The organism is Micromonospora noduli, from assembly GCF_003264365.1.
Taxonomy (GTDB): domain Bacteria; phylum Actinomycetota; class Actinomycetes; order Mycobacteriales; family Micromonosporaceae; genus Micromonospora; species Micromonospora noduli.
In genome coordinates this window covers 168417-185430 of record NZ_PYAK01000001.1, presented here as the reverse complement: position 1 = coordinate 185430, position 17014 = coordinate 168417, and the positions used below count along the sequence as shown (strand labels likewise).

The following is a 17014-nucleotide window of genomic DNA, read 5'->3' as shown; positions in this document are numbered from 1 at the left end:
CAGCCCTCGCCGTGGGTACCGGCTCACTGCCCGCACCGGTCCCCGGGACAGGTCAGCGGCGGGCGAGTTCCGGGGCGGCGGTGTCCAGGGGCACGGCGGCGTCGGGCACCAGGCCGAGTTGCACGCTCGGCCGGGATCCGACGGCGGCGAAGAGCCAGTCGGCGGCGGTGCGGGCGCGATTGGCGGGCAGGGACAGCAGGTGGTAGCCGCGCGCCATGGCGCGGGCCGGTAGCCCGGACAGGGGTACGTGCAGAGGGTTCGCGGTGGCCTGCCACCCGCCGAGGTCCACCACGAAACCCAGGTCACGGTGCCGGTACGGGCGGCGTCGGCCGACCCCGTACGAGGCGGCGATGTTGTCGGCGGCCAGCCGGCCCTGCCGCACGGCATGCTGGGCGGTCATCGGGGTGATCTCACCGGGTCGGGCGGGGTCGGGTACGGCGGCGGCGTCGCCGCAGGCCAGGATCTCCGGGTGGCCGGGCACGGTCAGGTACTCGTCGACGGTGACCCGCCCGCGGGTCGTCGGCAGTCCGGTGGCCTCGACGAGCGGGTCGGGCCGTACCCCGACGCACCACACCAGGGTCCGGGACGGCAGGAACCGGCCGTCGGAGAGCTGAACTCCGTCGGCGGTGGCCTCGGTCACCGATGTGCCCAGACACACCTCGATCCCGCGCTCGCGCAGCACCCGCTCGGCTGCCCGCGACATCCGGGCGGCGAGGCCGGGCAGGACCCGGTCGGCGGTGTCCAGCAGCAACCAGCGTGGACGGATCCCGTCCAGCCGGGGGTGGTGGCGGACGATCTCGTCGGTGAACAGCTGCCCCTGGGCGGCGACCTCGGTGCCGGTGTAGCCGGCGCCGACCACGACGAAGGTGCAGCGTGCCTCCCGTTCGGTCGGGTCGTCGGTGGCGTCGGCCAGTTCGATCTGCTGGATCAGCCGCTCCCGCAGGTACACCGCCTCCGGGATGCCGCGGAAGCCGTGCGCGTGGTCGGCGACTCCGGGGATCGGCAGCAGCTTGTTGACGCTGCCGGCGGCCAGGACCAGGCGGTGGTACGACAACCGGCTGGTGCGCCCTTCCGGGTCCACGTAGGACAGGGTCCGCCCGTCGGTGTCGATTCCGTCGACCTCACCGAGGACCACTTGCACCCCGGGCAGGGTGTCGGCCAGTGACACGGTGACCCGGCGCGGGTCGAGCACGCCACCGGAGACCTCGGGCAGCAGCGGCAGATACAGGAAGTAGTCGGTCGGGTTGACCAGCACCACGTCGGCGGCGCCGCGCGAGACGCGGGCCAGCCGGCGCGCGGCGTGGAAGCCGGCGAATCCCGCGCCGACGATGACGATCCTGGGTCGGGCCATGACGGTTCCCCTCAACGGTCGACTGTCGTTCCTCGTCTCGTTCAGGTGGTAACCCCATGCTGAAGGCGGAAACGTCCGAATCCTGGAACCGGGTGCCGGCTGGCGCCGTTTGCGCCTCCTGTCGTCGGGAAGGTGGCTGACGCTTGCCGGCACCCCTGCCTGTTGCTCAGCTCATGGTCGCCAGCAGGTCCCGGCAGGCCCGCTCGCACGCCCGACACGCCTCGGCGCAGACCCGGCAGTGTTCGTGCTTGTCGGCGTGAGCGGCGCACTCGTCCCCACACGACTTGCAGGCTGTCGCGCACGCCTCCAGCAGACTGCGGCTGATGTTCGCGTCGTAGCCGGTGTGTCGGGACAGCACCCGAGCGGTGGTGGTGCAGATGTCGGCGCAGTCCAGGTCCGTGCGGATGCACTTGGTCAACTCGGTGACCATGTCCTCGCTCAGGCAGGCGTCCGCGCACGCGGTGCAGGCCTGGGCACAGTCGTTGAGCGCGTCGATCGCCGCGGCCAGTTTCGCGCGGTCCAGGTTGATCGATCTGGGGTACGTCTCCAGCATTGCCATGGTGATGCTCGGCATCAGGAATCCCTTTCTCTCGGTTCCTGATGCCCTACCCGAAGAGCCTCGGGACACACCGGGTGGACGCCGGCGGCCACCCGGCGGACCAGCGGACCGAAGCGCGGCCTGCCCCGGTCGGCGCCGTCAGTCGGCGACGACGAGCGCCTGGGGCGCGGCGGCCTTCATCCGGGTACGCAGCCACTTGAGTTGGATCGCGGTCTCTCCCTCGCAGCGCAGGACGACCGCGAGCAGTTCTTTGTCGCGGGCACCGTAGGCGGCCTGGCCGACGACCGTCCAGGTGATGTCGCACTCGGCGGCCATCAGGTAGAGGTCCTGGAGGTCCCGCAGGAGGCCGATGCCGCCAGTGCGGGTGCCGGTGAACAGTTGCGAGTGCAGCCGGTCGGGTTCGTCGGGAGCGTCCTCGGAGTAGCGGACCACGAACGGGTGCAGCTGTTCAGCGTGTGCGTCGCAGCGCTTCGCCTGCTGCTGGCAGAGGTGCTCGATGTCCGGTTCCTCGGCGTGCGCGTCGGCGACCTGCCGGAACGCGTCGGCCAGGTTGACCTGCGCACGGTGCAGGAGACCCAGGTAGTGGGCGAGGTGCACGGCTCACTCCTTCCCGCTGGTGGCCTCGGCTGCCGGCCCACCGACGGTGGGCGGCACGTCAGCGTCCGCTGGTGGTGCGCTGCCGCCGACGGTCGGTGCCGGCGAGGGTACGCCCCGCCCGTCGGCGAGTTTCGCCACCGCCACGGCGGCGACCTTGAAGAGGGGCTGCTTGGACACCGGGTCCCAGGCGGTGATGGTCAGCTCGTTCGCCGCCCGCGGGGTGCGGTCGGTGGGGTCCTGGTCGAAGTAGCCGTAGTGGAACGGCAGGAAGACGACCCCGGGGCGGATGCCGCAGAGCCGGGCGCGGGCCTGGATGGCGCCGCGGGCCGAGGAGATGCCCACCAGATCGCCTTCGACGATGCCGAACCGGGCCGCGTCGGCGGGGTTCAACTCGACCCACACGTCCGGTGCCGCCTGGTTGAGTTGTGGGGCGCGGCCGGTCTTGGTGCGGGTGTGGAACTGGTAGACGGTGCGGCCGGTGGTGAGGAGCAGCGGATGCTCGTCGTCGGGCACCTCAGGTGAGGGCTGGTAGTCGACGGTGTGCAGGAACGCCCGCCCGTCCGGTTCCTTGGCCCGGTATTCCGCCTCGGTGAACTCCGCACCGGTGGCCAGGTCATGACCGTACGTCTCGCAGTAGTCGGGTTCGGTGTGGAAATGTCCGTCGGTGTAGAGGCGCTCCGTGCCGTCGGGATGCTCGTCGGTGCAGGGCCACTGAATGCCGGAGCCGCCGCGCAGCTTCTCGTAGGTGATCCCGGTGTAGTCGCACGGTCGGCCCCGCGAACACTCCTTCCACGCCTCGAACACCTCCTCCGGCCCGCTCCAGTCAATCAGCGGCTGGCCGTCGCGGTCGCGGAAGTCCATCCGGCGGGCGTAGTCGAGGAAGATGTCCAGGTCCGGGCGGGCCTCCCCGGGCGGGTCGACGGCCTTGTCGGAGATGTGCACGGTCCGGTCGACGCTGGTGAACGTGCCGGTCTTCTCGCCCCAGGTGGCGGCGGGCAGCACGACGTCGGCCAGCTCAGCGGTCTCGGTGAGGAAGAGATCCTGGACCACCACGAACAGCTCCGGCCGGGTCAGGATCTGCCGGATCCGGTGCAGCTCCGGCAGTGAGACGGCCGGGTTGGTGGCGGAGATCCAGAGCAGTTTGATCGAGCCCTGCTCGGCGTACCGGAAGATCTGCATGGCGTGCGTCGGCGGCGCCCAGTGCGGAATGGTGTCCACATCCACGTTCCACAGCCGGGCCAGCTCCTCGACGTGCCGCTCGTTGTCCCAGTTACGCAGACCGGGCAGGTCGCCGTCGGCGCCGGTCTCCCGGTTGTTCTGGGCGGTGGGCTGGCCGTTCATCTGGTAGATCCCGGCGCCGGGCCGGCCGATCATGCCGCGGACCAGGTGCAGGTTGTTGACGGCGCAGGCGGCGGCGGTGGCCTGGTTCGACTGGTAGAAGCCCTGCAACACTGTCGACAGCAACCGCTGCGAGGTGCCGAGCAGTTCGGCGGCGCGCTCCACGTCGACGGCCGGCACGTCGCAGATGTCAGCGACCCGCGACGGCGGGTAGCCGTCGACGATCCGGCACAGCTCGTCGAAACCCAGGGTGTGGGCCTCGACGTAGTCGTGGTCGTACCAGCCGCGCCGGATGATCTCCCGGAGCAGGCCGTTCATCAGGGCCACGTTCGTGCCGTTACGCACCGCCAGGTGCACATCGGCCTCCCGGGCGACCGGGGTGGCGCGCGGGTCCACCGCCAGCATCGCCGGGGGGTTGGGGCCACGGCGTCGGTCCAGCATCCGCATCCACAGCACCGTCTGCGTCTCGGCGACGTTGTGACCCCACAGCGCGATCGCGTCGCAGTGGTCCACGTCGGTGTACGAGCCGGGCTGCCCGTCGGTGCCGAAGCTCGCCTTCATCGACGCCGCCGCGGTGGCCGTGCACAGTCGGGTGTTGCCGTCCATGTGCGGCGTGCCCAGACCGGCCTTACCGATCACACCGAGCGTGTAGTACTCCTCCAGGAACAGTTGCCCACTGGTGTAGAAGCCGAAGTGCCCCCACCCACCCGGCCCGTCGAGGAGTTCCTTCGACCGGGCCACGATCCGGCCCATCGCCGTGTCCCAGTCCGTCTCGACCAGGCGGCCGCCGTCGCGGACCAGTGGTCGGGTCAACCGGTCCGGGCTGTGGTTGGCCTGCCAGCCGTACAGGTCCTTCGGGTCGACCCGACCCCGGTTGATCCGGTCCACGGCCCGCCCGCGCACCCCGACGATCCGCCCGTCGGCGACCGCGATGTCCAGCGCGTCGCCGTTGGAGTGCAGTATCGACGCCGACTGCACCCACCGGTCCACGTCGGCGTCGCTCCGGCCGTCGGCGAGGTACCGGTCCACCCGCACCGGCCACTGCTGTCCCGGCCCGTACGGGGTCCGCTCACCCCACGGGTCGGCGATCCGGTCCACCACGATGTTCTCCTTCCGGTGACGGCGCGGGCGCCGCCCACAGCGGCATCGGTCGGCCCGACACCCGTCCGTACAGCCAGTCGACGACCGTGACCAGCACCACCGCGCCGGCCACGACGAGCAACTGGGTCGGGGTACGGAGCAGGCCCAGGCTCACGATCAGTGTCGTCGCACCCGCCGGGGCGTGCGACGCCTTCAGCAACAACAACAGCGATGCGGTCACCGCCAGCGACCCGGCCACCGCCACGATCCTCAACCCGGTCACCCCCTCCTGGAGCGCCGAGGGTTCGTCGGCAAGCCCGCAGGCCACCAGGAACAGGTACCCGGCCAGCATGGCCACCCCGTGCCCGATGAACGTGTTGCGCGGAGAGGACTCGGGCGATCCCGGCTTCTCCAGTTGCAACATCACCGCCGGCCCCAGACTGGGGAACAGCCACGGCTGATGCGTGACGAGGGCGACCAGCCCAGCGAGCACCACCGCCAGCGCGCCGCCCGCGAAGGCGTGCGCGGAGCGCCTCGCTCGGCCCATCACGTTCCCCCTGTCGCTCGTGCCGCTCCGCGTCTGCTCAGGGATACTTCTCCCGAATCTTGTTCGTCATGCCTGCCCGGTCTCACTGCGGATCGTCGAAGGCTTCGGTGGCCCGTTCGCGGCGCAAATGCGCCAGCGCCCGCCGGCCCAGGTCGGTGTTCTCCCGACCGAGCGCCTCGTACATGGTGGCGATCTTCTGGTAGGGCTGCGCGGGCGGAAGCAGAGGGATCGCCGGGTCCACGATCGCTTCGATCAGCGTCGGCCGGTCCGCCGACAGGGCCTCGTCCCAGGCGGTGTCGACCTCGGTCGGGGTGGTGACCCGAACGCCGCGCAGACCCAGCAACTCGGCCCACCGGGCGTACGGCGCGTCGGGCAGGCGCTGGGAGTCGACGAAGCGGGGATCGCCCTCCATCTCCCGCTGCTCCCAGCTCACCTCGGCCAGGTCGCGGTTGTGCAGCACCAGCACCACGAACCGGGGGTCCGCCCAGTCCCGCCAGCGGTGCGCCACAGTGAGCAACTCGGCCAGCCCGTTCATCTGCATCGCCCCGTCCCCGGCCAGCGCCACCACTGGTCGGTGCGGGGTGGCGAGCTTCGCGGCCAGCCCGTACGGCAGCGCCGAACCCATCGAGGCCAGGGTGCTGGACAGGTGCGCGTCCACTCCGACGGGCAGCCGCAGGTGCCGGGCGTACCAGTAGGTCACCGACCCGACATCCACCGCCACCTGCGCGTCTGCGGGTAGCCGGTCGGTGAGGGCGTGCAGGACGTACTGCGGGTTCACCGGCTCGGCGGTGGCCGTCGCCCGCTGTCGGGCGATGTCTCGCCAGCGGGTCACCTCGCCCTCGACGCGCTGACGCCAGCTCCGGTCGGACCGCGCGGTGAGCAGCGGCAGGAGCGCCCGGATGGTCTCGGCGGCGTCGCCGAGCAGCGGCACCTCCACGGGGTAGCGCATCCCCAGGCGTCGACCGTCGATGTCGATCTGCACCGCCCGGGCCTGCCCCGGTGCCGGGTAGAACTCCGACCAGGGATCGTTGCTGCCGACGATCAGCAGGGTGTCGCACTCGTTCATCAGCATGCTGCTGGCGGTGCTGCCCAGGTGACCCATCACGCCGGTGTGAAACGGCAGCGACTCGTCCAGCACCGGCTTGCCCAGCAGCGACGCCGTCACGCCGGCGCCGAGGGCCTCGGCCAGCTCGACCACCTCGCCGGCGGCGGCTCGGGCACCCTGCCCCACCAGGATCGCCACCCGCTCCCCGGCGTCGAGCAGGTCCGCGGCTGCCCGCAGATCACCGGCGCGGGGCCGCAGCTCGGGCACCGGCAACCCGGGGTTGGTCACCATGATCCCGTGCTCCTGTGCGCCGAGGTCCGGGGCCGGGGCGGTCTGCACGTCGTGCGGCAGGATCACACAGGTCGGGCTGCGGGTCGCCAGGGCGGTGCGGATCGCCCGGTCGAGCAGCATCGGCAGCTGCTCCGGGGTGTACGCGGTCTGCACGAACTGTGCGCACACATCGCCGTAGAGGCGTACCAGGTCGATCTCCTGCTGGTAGCCGCTGCCCAGCACGGACGTCACCTGCTGACCGACCAGGGCGAGCACCGGCTGGGAGTCCAGCCGGGCGTCGTAGAGGCCGTTGAGCAGATGCACCGCGCCCGGTCCCTGGGTCGACAGGCACACCCCCAGCCCGCCGGTGTACTTGGCGTGCCCGCAGGCCATGAACGCCGCCGTCTCCTCGTGCCGGGCCTGCACGAACTCCGGCCGACCGGCCCGACGCAGGGCCCCCATCACCCCATCGATACCGTCCCCGGAGTAGCCGAAGACCCGGTCCACGCCCCAGTCGGCCAACCGGGCCACCACCAGGTCCGCCACCGTCGCGTCCGCCACCGTCGCCTCCTCGCCTCGACCGCCCTTCAGCATGTGCCCTGCCCCGGGCCGGCGGACCAAACCGGACGAGCGGCACCTCTTCGGGGATTCTCGCCAGCACTGCCGGATCGAGGCTCGGCCACCGCGCGAGTGGTGTCAGCGGCGAAAATCGTGGGTAGGGTGGTTCGCGGGTCAAGACATGCGCCCAGGTCCGCCGCCCGCGCCTCGTCGCCGCGGGAGGGTCCGACTCACCGATGCACCAGATCGGGAGGCGTCATGTCCATCCTCGAACAACCCACTCGGCAGCACGCTCAGCCCACTCGGCACGACGCTCAGCCCACTCGGCAGCACACCCAGCCCGCCAAACCGATCATGACGCTCGACCTGCACAACGATCGGAATGCGCCACTGATCGCCGTTTCCGGCGAGGTCGACATGAGCACCGCTCATCTCATCAGTGAGCTGGCCGAACACGTGATCACCCGGCGACCCGCACGTCTGGTGCTCGATCTCTCCGGGGTGACCTTCTTCAGCGCCCACGGCATCAGCGCCCTGTTGCGAACACAGCGCGCGGCCGAGTCTGCCGAGGTCGCGTTGGCCCTGCGCGCCGCCGCTCCCTGCGTCACCTACCTGCTGGCGGTGACCAGCGCCGGGATAAACCTGGATATCCCGGTGGCCAACGCGAGTCGGTGATCCCATTCGACTGGGAGGCGGCGATCGGGGGGAGTGGGCCCTACATGAGGGGTGCAGGCGCCGCGTTGGGCGCGGCTCTGGTTCTGGTGACCGTGGCCGGTTGCAGCTCGGTGACCGACCGCGGCGACGCGGCGGCCGCCGTCGCCGTGCGGATGCTGACCGCCGCCGCCGAGAGGGACGCGGCTGCGGCCTGCGCGCTGCTGGGACCCGACACCCTCGGTGAACTCGAGCAGTCTGCGGACAAACCGTGCGCGGAGGCGATCCTGGCCGAAAACCTCCCGCAACCGGGCAGGGTGTCGGCCAGCGAGGTGTACGGCCAGCGGGCGCAGGTGCGGCTCAGCGGCGACACGGTCTTCCTCGCCGTCTTCCCCGGCGGCTGGCGCGTGGTCGCCGCCGGTTGCACCGCCCGGGGTGAGAAGCCCTACGACTGTGTGCTCCAGGGAGGGTGAGCCAATGCGGGTCCAGTTCGTGTTGCTGCTGCTCGTGGTCGCCGCTGGCCTGGTCTACTTCGGTGCGCTGGGGGTGTTGCACCGGTGAGGAGGTTTCTTCGCGAAAACTCCCTCGGCCTGGTCTTCGGCCTGCTGTTCCTCCTCTCGCTGGTCGGTCAGGCCTTCGCCGGGCACGCCGACTTCAACCAGCGACAGTTCAGCGAGGGTCTGGCACCGGTGTCGCTCGGCCGGTACGTCACGTCGGCGAGTTTCGCCGTGGACGTCACGGAGAACTGGCAGTCGGAGTATCTGCAGTTCTTCCTGTACATCTTCCTGACCGTCTGGCTGCTGCAGAAGGGCTCGCCGGAGTCCAAGAAACTCGACAAGCCCGGCCGTGAATCGGATGAGGACCAGATGGTCGGCGCCCACGCCACCGACACCTCGCCGGCGTGGGCCCGCGTCGGTGGGGCGCGGCAGGCGCTCTTCTCCCACTCGCTGGGCCTGGTCATGGGTGCGATCTTCGCGCTGTCGTGGCTGGCGCAGTCGATCGCCGGGGTCGCCGCGTACAACGAGGAGCAGCTCGGCAACCTCCAGGATCCGGTGTCGTGGGGGCAGTACCTGCTCCAACCGGACTTCTGGAATCGCACCCTGCAGAACTGGCAGTCGGAACTGCTGGCCGTCACGTCGATGGTGGTTCTGTCGATCTATTTGCGGCAGCGCGGATCGTCGCAGTCGAAACCGGTCGGCGCGGCCCACTCCGCGACCGGGGTCGAGGGCTGAACCAGGGAAACCGCGTGGACGATCAGCGCCTGTCCGGCCAGCCCGAGCTAAGTGGACAATCAGCACTTTTGGGAAGTTGCTGATCTCTGGGTTTACCGCGTCGCGGCGGGGTAGAGGCCGGTCTATGCGCGTCCTCGGGATAAACGCTGTCTTCCATGACCCAGCGGCCGCCCTGGTCATCGACGGTCAGGTGGTGGCCGCCGCGGAGGAGGAGCGGTTCAGCCGGCGTAAGCACGGCAAGCGTCCGGTGCCCTCGAGCACGAGGTCCACCGGTGGTGCCGGCTGTTGGCCTGGTACGGCATCGTGGCCGACCCGGACGATCTCGCGCTGCGCCGACCACCCCCGCAGAACCTGCCGACCGGGGTGACCATCGTGCACCCGGGCGCGAAGGCCGCGCAGCGGCGCTGGCCGGTCGACCGGTTCGCCGCCGTGGCCCGGGAACTGACTTGCCGGGGACATCGGGTGGTGGTCACCGGGTCGAGTGGCGAGGGTGTCCTCGCCGCCGAGGTCGCGGCCCGGGCCGGTCTGCCCGGTTCGGCGGTGCTCGCCGGACGGACCGGGGTGGGGGAGGTGGCCGCCCTGGTCGCCCACGGTCGGCTGGTGGTCGCTGGCGACACCGGCATCGGTCACCTCGCGACCGCCTACGCCACGCCATCGGTCCTGCTCTTCGGGCCGGTGTCACCGGCGTTGTGGGGGCCACCGGTCAACCGCCCCTGGCACCGCGCGCTCTGGGCCGGGCCCGTCCCCTCGGGCCGCGCGGTGGCCGAGACCCACCCGGCGTTGGCGGCACCTGGTGTGGCACAGGTCCTGGAGGCCGCGGAGGAGGTCGAACGGACAGGACACGATCTGCCCGCCGCGGCACCGGCCATCACCACCAGGGAAAGGTTCTCCTGCCGATCCTGGTGATCATCGGCCAACGGGCCTGCGGGGTCGTTCGTGCGACGACGTTCGCCCAGGTGAACCAACATTTGGTACGGGGATGCGGGTGATGGAAGATAGGCGAATGCTTGTGCGGAATCGCAACAACGTGGTGGTGACCGGTCGTGAGGGCGGTCCTACCCTTGTGCTCGCGCACGGCTTCGGCTGCGATCAGCAGATGTGGCGCCATGTGGCCGCCGAAATCGGACAATGGGCCCAGCTGGTGTTGTTTGATCACGTCGGATCAGGCCAGGCTGACCCGGCGGCCTGGGACGCTGACCGGTACGCCTCCCTGGACGGCTACGCCGACGACGTGCTGAGTATCTGCCAGGACCTCGACCTCCAGCAGCCGATCTTCGTGGGGCATTCGGTCAGTTCGAGCATCGGGGTCCTCGCGGCGAACCGGGAGCCGGACCGCTTCTCCGCGCTCGTCCTGGTCACCCCCTCACCGTGCTACATCGATGACGAGACTTACCGAGGCGGTTTCACTCGCGACGACATCGACGACCTGCTCGGTTCACTTGAGAGCAACTACCTCGGCTGGTCGTCGAGCATGGCACCTCTGATCATGGGCAACCCGGAGCGCCCGGAGTTGGGTGAAGAGCTGACGGCGAGCTTCTGCCGGACGAATCCCGCGATGGCGCAGGTGTTCGCCCGTGCGACGTTCCTGTCCGACAACCGGGCGGATCTCGCCGCGGTGAGTGTTCCCACGTTGATCCTGCAATGTGCTCAGGACGCCATCGCGCCGCCCGAAGTCGGCGCGTTCGTGCATGCACAGATCGCCGGAAGTCGGCTCGTCACCTTGGACGCGACCGGGCATTGCCCGCAGTTGAGCGCGCCGGAGGCCACGGCCGCAGCGATCACGTCGTTTGTCAGGGCCGCCTACCGATGACCGCCGCTGCGGGGCATGACCCTCACGGCCAAGGTCCAGACGATCACAGGAGTGCCCGGCCGAGTGAGGCCGGCTTCCCTGCCCTGCTGGAAGACAACCTCGAAGACCTGTACGAGAACGCGCCCTGCGGGTACCTGTCCACCCTCCTGGACGGCACCATCGCCAAAATCAACGGCACCCTGCTGGCCTGGCTCGGCTACCGCCGCGAGGAACTCGTCGGACGGCGCCGCTTCAGCGATCTCCTCACCGGCGGCGGGCGGATCTACCACGAGACCCACTTCGCGCCGATGCTGGCCATGCAGGGCGAGATCGGCGGTGTGTCCCTCGAACTTCGCACCAGGGACGGCTCCCGGATGCCGGTCCTCGTCACGTCGATCGTCAAGGCCGGCAGCGAGGGGCAACCCCAACTCATCCGGACGGCGATCTTCGACGCCAAGATGCGCCGTGCCTACGAACGAGAGCTCCTCGATGCCCGCAAGGCCGCAGAACGCGAGGACGAACGGCTACGGCATCTCGTCGGCAAGCTCCAGCGCAGTCTCCTCCCCGCCGTGCTGCAGACTCCGCCCGGGCTGGACAGCGCCGCGTACTACCGGGCGGCCTCCACCGACCAGGTCGGCGGCGACTTCTACGACCTCTTCCCCCTCGTCGACGGCCGCTGGGGGTTCTTCCTGGGCGATGTCAGCGGCAAGGGCGTCGAAGCGGCTGCCGTCACCGCCCTGGCCCGCTACACGTTGCGGGCCGCGACGGTCTACAACCCCGACCCCGCTGCCGCGCTGCACAACCTCAACACAGTGCTCTGGCAGGAGTACCGCGAGGACGCCCGCTACTGCACCGTCGTGTTCGGCATCCTCACCTCCACGACGGCCGTCGGCGGCTTCACCGCGATCATCGCCAGCGGTGGGCACCCGGAGCCGCTGCTGCTGCGGGCCGATGGCTCGGTCCACTACCACCCCACGAAGGGCCGCATCGTGGGGGCCTTCCCGAACGCCCAATACACCAACACCACAGTGGTGGTGAACCCTGGCGACACGTTGCTCCTCTACAGCGACGGACTCACCGAGGCACGTTCCGTCGGCAGTGAGACCGCCGATGGCCGGTACGGAGCGGCAGCCCTCGCCCGATTTGCTCGCTCTCTCGCGCCCGCGCCCGCAGCCGCCGCCGTCACCGCCATCATCGACTTGATCGATACCTTCGGCACCGGACTCACCGACGACACCGCTGTCCTGGCCATCGGCGCCCCACCCCACCGATACTGACCGCGCGGTGGTGGCCCCCCTGCCAGACGCACGCGCCGCCCGGGAAACGACCCGAGCGGCGCGTTGCCTGGTGTGGTACTAGGCGCGCCTAGCCCACTGTTGGTTGGCACCGCCGTGGCAGGCCCAGAGGTGAAGTTGCGTCCCATTGGCCGTGCCGGATGCGACGGCGTCGAGGCACAGCCCCGATTGGGCGCCGGTGATGGTGCCGTTGGAGTTCAGGTTCCACTGTTGGTTGGCCTGGCCGTTGCAGTCCCAGATGAGGACCGCCGTGCCGTTGCTGCTGCCCGCCCCGCTGGCGTCCAGGCACTTGTTGCCGTAGACGGTCAGGGTGCGGTTGGCGGTGTGGGTCCAGCGCTGGTTGGTGCCACCGTGACAGTCCCACAGCTGCGGGCGGGTGCCGTTGGTGGTGCTGGAGTTGGGGATGTCGATGCACCGGCCGGACGGGCTCCCCACGATCAGGACGTTCTGCTGCCCTGGCGGCGGGGTGGTCGGCGGGGGAGTGGTGGGCGGGACGTCCGACCCGAACTGCGTGAAGAACCGCCACACCTCCTGCTTGACCCAGCTCCGTGCGCCGCTCTCACAGCCGGCGCACCCGTCCACCGGGCCCTGCTGGTGGCCGCCGTCGAACGCGGCCCAGAGCACCGGGTATCCGGGCTGGCAGGAGTACGCGGTGGTGATGTGGGTCAGGCTGCCAGCCCTCGGCTCGGGCGGGCTCTGTGCGGCGCATCCGTTGTTGCGGACGAACCTGTCGCGCAGCGACCGTCCGCTGGGGATGTTGTCGTTGATGCCGTGGATCCCCAGGTACGCCACGGGCTGGGTGCCGCCGCTGCATCCGCTGATCGCTCCCGGGGCCGCAATTGCCGCGACCGCACGGAACACCGTCGGCCGGGAACACGCCAACGAGTAGCTCATCGCGCCGCCGTAGCTGAACCCGACCGAGAAACGTTGGGTGGTGTCGACGCAGAGAGCGTTGTCGATCACGCGGATCATGTCGTCGGTGAAGGTGACATCTTCGCCGTTGGAGTTGCCCCAGCCGTTGTTGAGTCCCTGCGGGGCGACGAAGATGGTGCTGTTGTTCGCCTGCGACTGCATGCCGTAGTAGGCCCACGCGGCTCCGTCGGAGCCGCCGCCCGCGACCTGGCTGGCGGTGCCGCCCAACCAGTGGAACCCGAAGGCCAGCCGGTGGGCGTAGGTGTTGTTGTAGTTGTCCGGCAGCCGAAGGATGAAGCTGCGGCTCTTCCCGCTGCTCTGGATGGTGTGGGTGCCGCTGTTCAGTCCGGGCGCCTTGCCGCAGCCGGCTGTGGTGGCCGCCGCCGCCGGTGCGACGGTCGTGAGGACGTACGTTGCGACGGCGATCAGGACCATCACCGCCATGGCTGCCCCCAGCCAGGGGGCGGAGAGTTTGCGAAGTGGCACGGTTGAGCCTCCTTGTGGGTGGTGGAACATCCGTTGGCCCGGTCCCCGTCCCGGGAACCTCGCCGGGCTCAGCTCCGGCTCCAGCGTTGGTTGGCCGCGCCGGTGCAGTCCCAGATCTGGACGCGCGTGCCGTTGGCGGTGCCGTTGCCGACCATGTCCAGGCACCGGCCCGAACCAACTCCGGTGATCGAGCCGTCGGTGTTGAGCCGCCACTTCTGGTTGGACTGGCCGTTGCAGTCCCAAATGATCACCGAGCTGCCGTTCGCGGTGCCGGCGCCGTTGACGTCGAGGCACTTGCCGCCGAAGACGCGCAGTTCCTGGGCGGCGGTCGAGGTCCAGCTCTGGTTGCTCTGACCGTGGCAGTCCCAGATGATCGCCGCCGCGCCGTTGGTCTGCGAGGCGCCGTTGACGTCGAGGCACCGTCCGGAGGACGTGCTGCGCAGGGCCGACGTGCCGCTCGGTGGCGGGGTGGTGGTCGGTGGCGGTGTCGTCGGGTCGGTGCTGCCACCGAACTGGGTGAAGAACCTCCACACCTCGCCCTTGGTCCAGGTCCTGGCTCCGCTGTCCCCGCCGCCGTCCACCGGGCCCGGGGTGTGCCCGCCGTCGAAGGCGGCCCAGACCACCGGATAGCCGGACCGGCAGCCGGAGTAGGTGGTGGTGATGTGGGTCAGGCTGCCCGCCCTCGGTTCGGGTGGGCTCTGTGCGGTGCACCCGTTGTTCCGCACGAACGTGTCGCGCAGGGACCGTCCGGCGGAGACGTTGAGCACCGCATCGCCGATGCCATGGATCCCCATGTACGCGACCGGCTGGGTGCCGCCGCCGCATCCACTGAGCTGCCCGCCGGAGTAGACAGCGACAGCGCGGAAGACGCTTGGCCGGGAACAGGCCAGCGAGTAGCTCATGCCGCCGCCGTAGCTGAAGCCGAGCGCGAAGCGTTGCGTGGTCTCGACGCAGAGGTCTGCCTCGATCACCCTGATCATGTCGTCGACGAAGGTGACGTCCTGGCCGCCGGGGTTGGCCCAGCCGTTGCCGTTGCCCTGGGGCGCGACGAAAATGGTGCTGTTGTTCGCCTGCTGCCGCAGCCCGTAGTAGGACCAGGCCGCCCCGTCGGACCCACCGCCGTCGACGTCGTTTGCGGTGCCGCCGTTCCAGTGGAATCCGAAGATCAACCGGTAGGGATGGTTCCTGTCGTAGTTGTCAGGAATCCTCAGGATGAAACTGCGGTTCTGGCCGCTGCTCTGGATGGACCGTTGGCCACTGGTCAAGGTGGGTGCCTTGCCGCACCCGGCGGTCGCTGCGGCCGCTCCGATGTTCGCGGCCGACGCGGTGGTGATCGAACCACCGGCCAGTGCCCCCGCGCTCACTGTCAGGACGACGGCCGCCGCCGTCGCAAGCAGTCCAAGGATGGGTCTACGTCTTGTCATGAAGGGGCTCCCGCCACTCGGCACGAACTGGTTGAAAGGGGGTCCACGGCAACCCGCACGCCGCCACGACGCGCCGCTGCGGGTCACCCCCGTCGACCACGTTCGCCGCGGACGAACCCCAGAAGACGCGATGTGCCGACGGCGCCCGGCCGGCTCATCGACACAGGTTTCCGCCACTGGTCTCGCCGCCCACGCAGGACCAGTCGATCGTCGAATCGATGGCGGCCACACCGTGCGCCCGAACACCACGTGACCGTTCGCCCGACGGTGCCGGAGCACCTGGCTCGGTGTCGAACCGATTCGCTTCGACGCTAGATCGCGCAGTGAAAGATGTCAATGCCGTGTCCGGCAGGTTGCGACCGGGCAGGCCGGTCAGGCGCTCGTGAGTTCTGCCGCGCCGAAGGAGACCGCGAACCGCTTGCACCAGATGGAGACGCTGCGGAAGTCGCCTGGCTCCACCGACGCCGGTAGCTCGTACACCTGGTTGCCCTTGTTGCCCTTGAGCTTCGCCAGCTCGACCCATTTGCCGTCGTCGAACACCCGCCAGCCGGGCGTGCCCCGGATGACCGGTTGGTCGGTCAGCCACACCCGCAGGTCCGGGCCGTTCGACGTGTTCAGGTCGCGGATGACGAGCTGGTGGCGCCCGTCGGCGAGCCGGTGAATCTCGGCACTGCCGGTCGTCCGGTGCTCATGGGTGACGAACTCGCCGGTGGTCAGGATCTTGTTCGCCGCTGGGGCGGCTGCCGAGGTCGCGGGCGCCGGTGTCGAGGATCCCGGGGTCGCGGACGCCTCGATCGGGGCGGCCGAGGTCGTCCCTACGCGGGGAATCGCCTCGTCGACGTAGGTGTCGGTGAACAGCTTCCACGGCTGGAACCAGTAGAGGGCCAGCATCGCCACGACGACAGCGACGGCGAGCCCGGCTCGGACCACCGGCGACCGGAACATCCGTTTTCCCACCCCCGCAGCGTACGGCCGTAGCCGCCGTCGAACTGTTCGCGAACCCTTTCGGAACTCTTACGACAGTCACCGCTGCGTATCTGCCAGCGCCTGTCCGCACGGGCAGGTTCCCTGGTCCTCCGGCAACGTCTTCACCACGTCGCCGAGCAGGAGGCGCAGACGATCGATGTTCCGGGCGAAGACCGTGAACACCTCCTGCTGGGTCACGCCCTGACCAACCTCGACGCCCGAGTCGAGGTCGGTCACCAGTGACAGCGCGGTGTAACACAGCGCCAGTTCGCGGGCCAACACCGCTTCCGGGTGGCCGGTCATGCCGACGACCGACCAGCCCTCCCGGCCGTACCACAGTGATTCGGCGCGGGTGGAGAATCGGGGCCCTTCGATGACGACCATGGTTCCGCCGTCGACCGGCTGCCAACCGGCGGATCGGGCGGCGTCGAGGACAGTGGCCCGTCCGACCGGACAGTAGGGGTCGGCGAAGGGCACATGTACGACCGGGGAGAGTTCCCCGTCCGCGCGTGGCTGTCCGTCGTAGTAGGTCTGCGCGCGGCCGCTGGTCCGGTCGACCAGTTGGTCCGGTACGACGAGGGTCCCCGGGCCCAGATCCGGGCGCAGACCGCCCACGGCGCCCGGTGCGAGCACCTGGCGGACGCCGAGTGCGTGCAGCGCCCACAGATTGGCCCGGTAGTTGATCCGATGTGGGGGGAGGGTGTGTCGCCGTCCGTGGCGGGGCAGGAACACCACCGGCCGCCCGGCGACACTCCCGACGGACAGCGCGTCGCTCGGCGGTCCGTACGGTGTGTCGACGGTGACCTCGGCGACGTCGTCGAGGAACTCGTAGAACCCCGATCCACCGATCACGGCGATCGGCGGGCGATCGGTCGTGCTGGCGTCTCCTGCTGACATGTGTACCCCTCCTGGGC

Annotated in this window: 16 protein-coding genes; 6 read left to right on the top strand and 10 right to left on the bottom strand. The window is 69.9% G+C overall.

All coding sequences use genetic code 11. The features are described from left to right. Positions 1 to 52: 52 nt before the first annotated feature. From GUI43_RS00855 to GUI43_RS00830, 6 genes are all read right to left on the bottom strand, one after another. A complete protein-coding gene (locus GUI43_RS00855) occupies positions 53 to 1351 on the bottom strand; it encodes an NAD(P)/FAD-dependent oxidoreductase (protein ID WP_112697467.1) in 1299 nt (432 codons plus the stop codon). Positions 1352 to 1517: 166 nt separating this feature from the next. Next, entirely contained in the window at positions 1518 to 1925 is a 408-nt protein-coding gene (locus GUI43_RS00850) for a four-helix bundle copper-binding protein (protein ID WP_112588629.1), read from the bottom strand. 123 nt (positions 1926 to 2048) lie between these two features. Then, the gene (locus GUI43_RS00845; protein WP_112588631.1) at positions 2049 to 2507 is read right to left on the bottom strand and encodes a hypothetical protein; all 459 of its coding nucleotides are present in this window, start codon (positions 2505 to 2507) and stop codon (positions 2049 to 2051) included. Positions 2508 to 2510: 3 nt separating this feature from the next. Continuing rightward, a complete protein-coding gene (locus GUI43_RS00840) occupies positions 2511 to 4946 on the bottom strand; it encodes a molybdopterin oxidoreductase family protein (protein ID WP_112697465.1) in 2436 nt (811 codons plus the stop codon). Beyond that, positions 4915 to 5472: an HPP family protein gene (locus tag GUI43_RS00835; RefSeq protein ID WP_112697463.1), complete on the bottom strand. Its 558-nt coding sequence runs from the start codon at positions 5470 to 5472 to the stop codon at positions 4915 to 4917. Before GUI43_RS00835 ends, GUI43_RS00840 begins: the two co-directional genes overlap by 32 nt. Positions 5473 to 5554: 82 nt before the next feature. Beyond that, a complete protein-coding gene (locus GUI43_RS00830; RefSeq protein ID WP_211326622.1) occupies positions 5555 to 7348 on the bottom strand; it encodes a thiamine pyrophosphate-requiring protein in 1794 nt (597 codons plus the stop codon). Positions 7349 to 7699: 351 nt separating this feature from the next. Between GUI43_RS00830 and GUI43_RS00825 the strand changes: the two genes are divergently transcribed. The 6 genes from GUI43_RS00825 (at position 7700) to GUI43_RS00795 (ending at position 12294) form a co-directional block, all read left to right on the top strand. After that, positions 7700 to 8020 carry an STAS domain-containing protein gene (locus tag GUI43_RS00825; RefSeq protein WP_167457565.1) on the top strand — a complete coding sequence of 107 codons (321 nt, stop codon included), beginning with the start codon at positions 7700 to 7702 and terminating at the stop codon, positions 8018 to 8020. A 44-nt stretch (positions 8021 to 8064) separates the two neighbouring features. Beyond that, complete coding sequence (locus tag GUI43_RS00820) at positions 8065 to 8469, top strand: hypothetical protein (RefSeq protein ID WP_112697457.1); 405 nt, start codon at positions 8065 to 8067, stop codon at positions 8467 to 8469. Positions 8470 to 8553: 84 nt separating this feature from the next. Beyond that, positions 8554 to 9228 (top strand): DUF6766 family protein, encoded by a 675-nt coding sequence (locus tag GUI43_RS00815; RefSeq protein WP_112583457.1) that lies wholly within the window; start codon positions 8554 to 8556, stop codon positions 9226 to 9228. 285 nt (positions 9229 to 9513) lie between these two features. Further along, entirely contained in the window at positions 9514 to 10134 is a 621-nt protein-coding gene (locus GUI43_RS00805) for a glycosyltransferase family 9 protein (protein WP_425271066.1), read from the top strand. A 73-nt stretch (positions 10135 to 10207) separates the two neighbouring features. Then, a complete protein-coding gene (locus GUI43_RS00800) occupies positions 10208 to 11038 on the top strand; it encodes an alpha/beta fold hydrolase (protein ID WP_249037607.1) in 831 nt (276 codons plus the stop codon). Then, entirely contained in the window at positions 11035 to 12294 is a 1260-nt protein-coding gene (locus tag GUI43_RS00795; RefSeq protein ID WP_112697453.1) for a PP2C family protein-serine/threonine phosphatase, read from the top strand. Before GUI43_RS00800 ends, GUI43_RS00795 begins: the two co-directional genes overlap by 4 nt. Before the next feature lie 78 nt (positions 12295 to 12372). Here GUI43_RS00795 and GUI43_RS00790 read toward each other — a convergent pair whose 3' ends face one another. The 4 genes from GUI43_RS00790 to GUI43_RS00775 all read right to left on the bottom strand — a co-directional run bounded on the left by GUI43_RS00790 (position 12373) and on the right by GUI43_RS00775 (position 16997). After that, entirely contained in the window at positions 12373 to 13710 is a 1338-nt protein-coding gene (locus GUI43_RS00790; RefSeq protein ID WP_425271065.1) for a ricin-type beta-trefoil lectin domain protein, read from the bottom strand. A 68-nt stretch (positions 13711 to 13778) separates the two neighbouring features. Then, a complete protein-coding gene (locus GUI43_RS00785; RefSeq protein WP_112697451.1) occupies positions 13779 to 15134 on the bottom strand; it encodes an RICIN domain-containing protein in 1356 nt (451 codons plus the stop codon). Between the two features lie 372 nt (positions 15135 to 15506). Next, complete coding sequence (locus GUI43_RS00780) at positions 15507 to 16079, bottom strand: DM13 domain-containing protein (protein WP_112697449.1); 573 nt, start codon at positions 16077 to 16079, stop codon at positions 15507 to 15509. Between the two features lie 78 nt (positions 16080 to 16157). Continuing rightward, a complete protein-coding gene (locus GUI43_RS00775) occupies positions 16158 to 16997 on the bottom strand; it encodes an S-methyl-5'-thioadenosine phosphorylase (RefSeq protein WP_112697447.1) in 840 nt (279 codons plus the stop codon). Positions 16998 to 17014 lie beyond the last annotated feature (17 nt).